We start from the raw sequence: 5,661 nt of genomic DNA on the forward strand, positions 1-5,661 counted from the left end.
GCCCGCCCCTGCATCGTCACCGCCGCAGCCCGCAAAGCCGGCCGAGCAAGTGGCGTCGACCGAGCCGTCGCCGGCGTTGAACAACGCTTACGCCAAGGCCAGGGAGTCGGACGTGAGGCGCGCGGCGACCGAACGACGCCGAGCCGAGCGTCGTGAGCGATGGACCGAGCGCCGCTATTCTTCCGAGTCCCGCGAGCCGCGCGGCATGCGCGACCGCACCGATTGGGACGACGTCGCGCGCAACATCCGCGAAGATTCCGAGTCGCGCGACTACGCCGGCCGTCCGCGCAGCGGCGTTCCGCAAATCAGACTGTTCGGGGCTGACGAGGATTAGCGTCTAGACCGCTGCGGCCGTGCACCGGGCAGACGTCCGCGATCCGCATCGCGCCATCGCTACTTGATGCCCGCGCGCCGCAGGCCTTCGAGATAATGCGCACGGTCTTCGTCCCGCAGCATCGGCAGCTCGCGGGTGATCCAGTCAAGAGAGACTTCCGGCTGGGCGCGGCGCAGGCTTTCCAGGGCGGAGGCCGCGAGCACGGGATCGCCGAGCATGCCGGCGGCGGCCGTCAGCACGCGGTGCGCGCCGACGAAATCGCCGCGCTGGCGCAGCGATTCCCGCGCCATCTGGACGGCGCCCTGGTAGTCGCGGCCGACGAAGCGGGCATAGGCCGCAACGCCGCAATAGATCGCAGCGAGCGGATCGCGCGGGCTCAGCCGCAGCGCGCGCCGGGCGGCAGCATCGCCGTCCTGCCATCGTCCGGCATAGCACAGCGTCACGCCATGGAAGGCGTGCGCCATCGCGAAATTCGGATTGAGCCTCAAGGCCAATTCGAATTCTGCCAGAGCATCTTCGAAGCGGCGGCGGAACAGATAGGTGTAGGCCAGGCCGTGATGGGCCCAGGCATCCTCGCGATCGGCTTCCACCGCCGCGAGGGCCGCGCGTTCGGCGACAGGTACGGCCGCCGCCATGTCGGCCCACCCCATATGGGCGCCGAACATATGGCTGGTCGCGAGCAGGCCCAGCGCCTTGCCGTAGGCGGGATCGATTGCGACGGCCTGCTCCAATAACCTCTGCGCGGCGGCATTGTCCTCGCGCGTGCTGCGCCAGTAATGCGACAGCGCGCGCATGACGAGGTCCCATGCATCGAGACTGCCCGGCGGCTTCTGCTGGGCACGAAAGCTCTCGGCGGCATAGAGCTGCGGCTCGATGGCGGCGACAATCGCCTCGGTGATCTCGTCCTGGACGGCGAAGATGTCGGCAAGTTCGCGGTCGTAGCGTTCGGCCCAGAGGTGGCTGCCGGTCGAAACGTCGTTGAGCTGGGCGGAGATGCGGACCCGCTCTCCGCTCCGCCTCACGCTGCCCTCGACCACGTAGCGCACCCCGAGCTCGCGCGCGACCTCGTGGATGTGCACGGCGCGGCCCTTGTAGACGAAGGAGGAGTTGCGCGCGACGACGAAGAACCAGCGCAGCTTGGACAGCGCGGTGATGATGTCCTCGCTGATGCCGTCGGAGAAATAATCCTGCTCGGCTTCGCCGCTCATATTGCTGAAAGGCAGCACCGCGATCGCAGGCCGCTCGGCCAGCGCGAAGGCTGCCTGAGGCGCGGCGATGCGGACCGGCTCCGGCGCGACGGTGCCGAGTTGCGTCTGGACGTCGCCTACGAAGCGAAAACCCTTGCGGGTGATGGTGCGGATCAGCGCCTGGCTCGCGCCATTGTCGCCGATCGCCTTGCGCGCGGCGTTGATCCGGCTGGTCAGGGTGGATTCGGAGACGCTGCGCCCGTGCCAGATCTTGTCAATCAGCTCGTCCTTGCTGACCACCCGGTCGCGGTTCTGCATGAGGTGGACGACGAGGTCGAAAACCTGGGGCTCCACGGCAATGGGAACCTGCTCGCGGCTCAGCTCGCGCCGGTCGGTATCCAGAAGGTGGTCCCGGAACAGAAACTGCACGTCGAAAACTCAGGCCTCATTGCGAAATCGGTCGAATGAAAAGACAAAATGAAATTTGGGTCGAAAACCATGTGTCTGCCGAAGGGGGCGCTTGGTTCATCGCGATTGCGTGATGGCAGCCATGCCGCCCACGGATGGAATACATCCAGGACGGGATTTGGTGGCCTTAGAGCGATCTGTGGGCGTCCTCATTCCAGGAACGCGCCACTTTGGCGCGAGCCCGGAGCGGCGAGACTATCGGAGTTTGTCCATTGCCGAACACCGCCGCCTGCGTAAGGTGCCGTCACACAAAACACGAACCACGAAGAAACGCCCATGCCCGCTTTCCACGCCTCCACCACCGTGCTCGATTCCATGCTGTTTCGCGACGCCTTCGGCACGCCTGAGATGCGCGAGGTGTTCTCGGACGTCGCGACCATCTCGCGCTATGCCGAGGTCGAGGTGGCGCTGGCGAAGGCGGAGGCCAGATGCGGCGTGATCCCGAAGGACGCCGCCGACCAGATCGCGGCGCGAACGAATGTCGCCGGGCTCGACTTCGATCTGCTCAGGCAGGAGACCGACATCGTCGGCTATCCGATCCTTCCCCTGGTGCATCAGATGGTGAAGCAGTGCGGCGAGGCCGGCCGCTACGTGCATTGGGGCGCCACCACGCAGGACATCATGGACACCGCGGTGGTGCTCCAGCTGCGCGCCGCGCTCGAGATCGTCGAGCGAGACATCGCCGAGCTGCGCGGGATTCTCGCCGATCTGTCGAAGCGCCATCGCGACACGGCGATGGCGGGCCGTACCCATCTGCAGCAGGCGTTGCCGGTGACCTTCGGCTACAAGACCGCGATCTGGCTCGCGATGTTCGACCGCCACGCCGAGCGGCTGGTGCAGCTGAAGCCGCGCGTGCTGGTCGGCCAGTTCGCGGGTGCTGCCGGGACGCTGGCTTCGCTCGGCGACAAGGGCTTCGAGGTGCAGGAGGCGCTCTGCGCCGAGCTGAAGCTCGGCATCCCCGTCTCGACCTGGCACGTCGCGCGCGACGGCTTTGCCGAGGCGGTGAATTTCCTGGCCCTCGTCACCGGCTCGCTCGGCAAGATCGCGCTCGATATCATGATCATGGCCTCGACGGAGTTCGCCGAGGTCTACGAACCCTTCGTCAAGGGCCGCGGCGCCTCCTCCACCATGCCGCAGAAGCGCAACCCGATTTCGGCGGAGCTGATGCTGGCGGCGTCCAAGGCGGTGCGTCAGCACGCCGGCCTGATGCTCGATGCCATGGTGCAGGATCTCGAGCGTGCCACCGGCCCCTGGCACGCCGAATGGATGGCGATCCCCGAAAGCTTCGTGCTGACCGCCGGAGCGTTGCACCAGGCGAAGTTCGCGCTGGCGGGCCTGATCGTGGACGACGCCAAGATGAACGACAATCTCGCAATCAGCCGCGGCCTGATCGTGGCGGAGGCGGTCATGATGGGGCTTGCGCCGCAGATCGGGCGGCAGGAGGCGCATGACGTGGTCTATGATGCCTGCCGTCAGGCCAACGAGACGGGAATGAGCCTTGCCGATTCGCTCTCCGCAGACACACGGATATCGAGCCGGATCGATCGCGCCACAATCGAGGCGCTCACCTCACCAAGAAATTACCTCGGGCTCGCGCCCGCCATGGTCGACCGGGTGCTGAAATCGGCAACGCGTTGAAAACCAAAATGCGTGAAACCGCGTATCTTTCATGTGTCGCAAGGCGCTCGCATACTTGTGTCTCGTGATGCTAGGCTTAGATTGAGTGAGCGACTTTCGGCAGAGGGCCCGGCATGACTGACCAACGCAATATCTCCACTCCCATCGATCCGGCGAAGCTCGACCGGCTGGCCGAGGTGGCGGTGAAGGTGGGCCTGGGCTTGCGGCCGGGACAGGATCTGCTTCTCACGGCGCCCGCGATCGCGCTGCCGCTGGTGCGGCGGATCGCCGTGCACGCCTACAAGGCCGGCGCGGGCCTCGTGACGCCGATCCTGTCGGACGAGGAGATCACGCTGGCACGCTACCGCAACGGCCACGACGACAGCTTCGATCGTGCCGCCGGCTGGCTCTACGAGGGCATGGCCAAGGCGTTCTCCAACAACACTGCACGGCTCGCCATCGTCGGTGACAATCCGATGCTGCTGTCGAGCGAGGATGCTTCCAAGGTGGCGCGCGCCAGCAAGGCGAATTCGATGGCCTATCAGCCCGCGCTGGAGAAGATCGTCAATTTCGACACCAACTGGAACATCATCGCCTATCCGAGCGCGTCCTGGGCGAAGCTGGTGTTTCCTGGTGATCCCGAGGACGTCGCCGTCGGCAAGCTCGCCGATGCGATTTTCGCCGCGTCCCGCGTCGATCGCGAGGACGCGATGGGCAATTGGGCGGCCCACAATGCGGTGCTGCGCGAGCGTACCAACTGGCTCAACGGCCAGCGCTTCCGCGCGCTGCAATACTCGGGTCCCGGCACCGATCTCACCATCGGCCTTGCCGACGGTCACGAATGGGAGGGCGGGGCCTCGCTCTCCAAGAACGGCATCAGCTGCAACGCGAACATTCCGACCGAGGAGGTGTTCACCACGCCGCATTGCCGCCGCGTCTACGGCCATGTCGTGAGCTCGAAGCCGTTGTCCTACCAGGGCACGCTGATCGACAACATCGCGGTGCGCTTCGAGGACGGCAAGATCGTCGACGCCAAAGCCTCGCGCGGCGCCGAAGTGCTGAACAAGGTGCTCGACACCGACGAGGGCGCGCGGCGCCTCGGCGAGGTGGCGCTGGTGCCGCATTCCTCGCCGATCTCGCAGAGCGGATTGTTGTTCTACAACACGCTGTTCGACGAGAACGCGGCCTCGCACATCGCGCTCGGCCAGTGCTATTCAAAGTGCTTCGTCAACGGCGCCCAGCTGACGCCGCAGCAGATCGCGGCGCAAGGCGGCAACCAGAGCCTGATCCACATCGACTGGATGATCGGCTCGGCCGAGACCGACATCGACGGCATTTTGGCCGACGGCAGCAAGGTCCCTGTCTTCCGCAAGGGCGAGTGGGCGAAGTAGCCCGCGGTAACTCTCCTCGGTCGCGGACGAGCCGCGCCGACGGCCTCCATAACATCGACCGCAACGGCCTCGCGGCTTCATTTTAATACCACCGCGCACTTTGTCGCACCCGGGACTCACCTGGTCATGTCCGCGGATTTGCACGGAAAAGTGACGTTAACCGTCTGCACGTGTTGCTTCCGGCGGATTCTCGAAATCGATGTAAGAAAGAATTAGAAACGGGCGACTAGCGTCCGTGCATCTTTCGAGACACTCCCGGCCGGAGCCGGCCGCAAAATATCATTTCCGAGGAAGCAAATGGCATTGATTGAAGTCGGCAGTTTCAATGTGGACCTCGAGCCGAGTCCGATCGAGCCCTCCTGGATCATCGAGGGTCATCCGGTCGCGCGCTCGCGCGTCCTGTCCACCAGCGAAGACCGCACCGCCCAGACCATCGTCTGGCACTGCACCGAGGGGCGCTTCAACTGGTACTACGACATCGACGAGACGATCATGATCATGGAGGGATCGATCGTGCTCGAGAGCGACGGCATGCCGCCCAAGCGCTACGGCCCCGGCGACGTCATCTTCTTCCGCGACGGCGCGCATGCGAAATGGCACGTCGAAGGGCACGTCAAGAAGATCGCCTTCTGCCGCAAGACCAATCCGGTGATGATCGGTTTCC

4 protein-coding genes and 1 pseudogene are annotated in these 5,661 nt (G+C 65.2%); 4 read left to right on the forward strand and 1 reads right to left on the reverse strand.

Translation table 11 applies throughout. The features are described from left to right. Positions 1-334, forward strand: a pseudogene (locus JHD07_RS10280) (hypothetical protein); the annotation flags it as partial. A gap of 59 nt (positions 335-393) precedes the next feature. Here the strand turns inward: JHD07_RS10280 and JHD07_RS10285 are convergent. Then, positions 394-1,950 (reverse strand): winged helix-turn-helix domain-containing protein, encoded by a 1,557-nt coding sequence (locus tag JHD07_RS10285; RefSeq protein WP_291621614.1) that lies wholly within the window; start codon positions 1,948-1,950, stop codon positions 394-396. Between the two features lie 315 nt (positions 1,951-2,265). Here JHD07_RS10285 and pcaB point away from each other — a divergent pair, with 315 nt between their 5' ends. The 3 genes from pcaB to JHD07_RS10300 all read left to right on the forward strand — a co-directional run. After that, entirely contained in the window at positions 2,266-3,627 is a 1,362-nt protein-coding gene (gene pcaB / locus JHD07_RS10290) for a 3-carboxy-cis,cis-muconate cycloisomerase (protein WP_291621616.1), read from the forward strand. 113 nt (positions 3,628-3,740) lie between these two features. Next, positions 3,741-4,997, forward strand: a complete 1,257-nt coding sequence (locus JHD07_RS10295; protein ID WP_291621617.1) for an aminopeptidase — start codon at positions 3,741-3,743, stop codon at positions 4,995-4,997. Positions 4,998-5,294: 297 nt separating this feature from the next. Further along, on the forward strand, positions 5,295-5,661 hold a 367-nt coding region (locus JHD07_RS10300), incomplete at its 3' end, for a cupin domain-containing protein (protein WP_291621619.1).

The organism is Bradyrhizobium sp. (assembly GCF_016462955.1).
GTDB lineage: Bacteria > Pseudomonadota > Alphaproteobacteria > Rhizobiales > Xanthobacteraceae > Bradyrhizobium.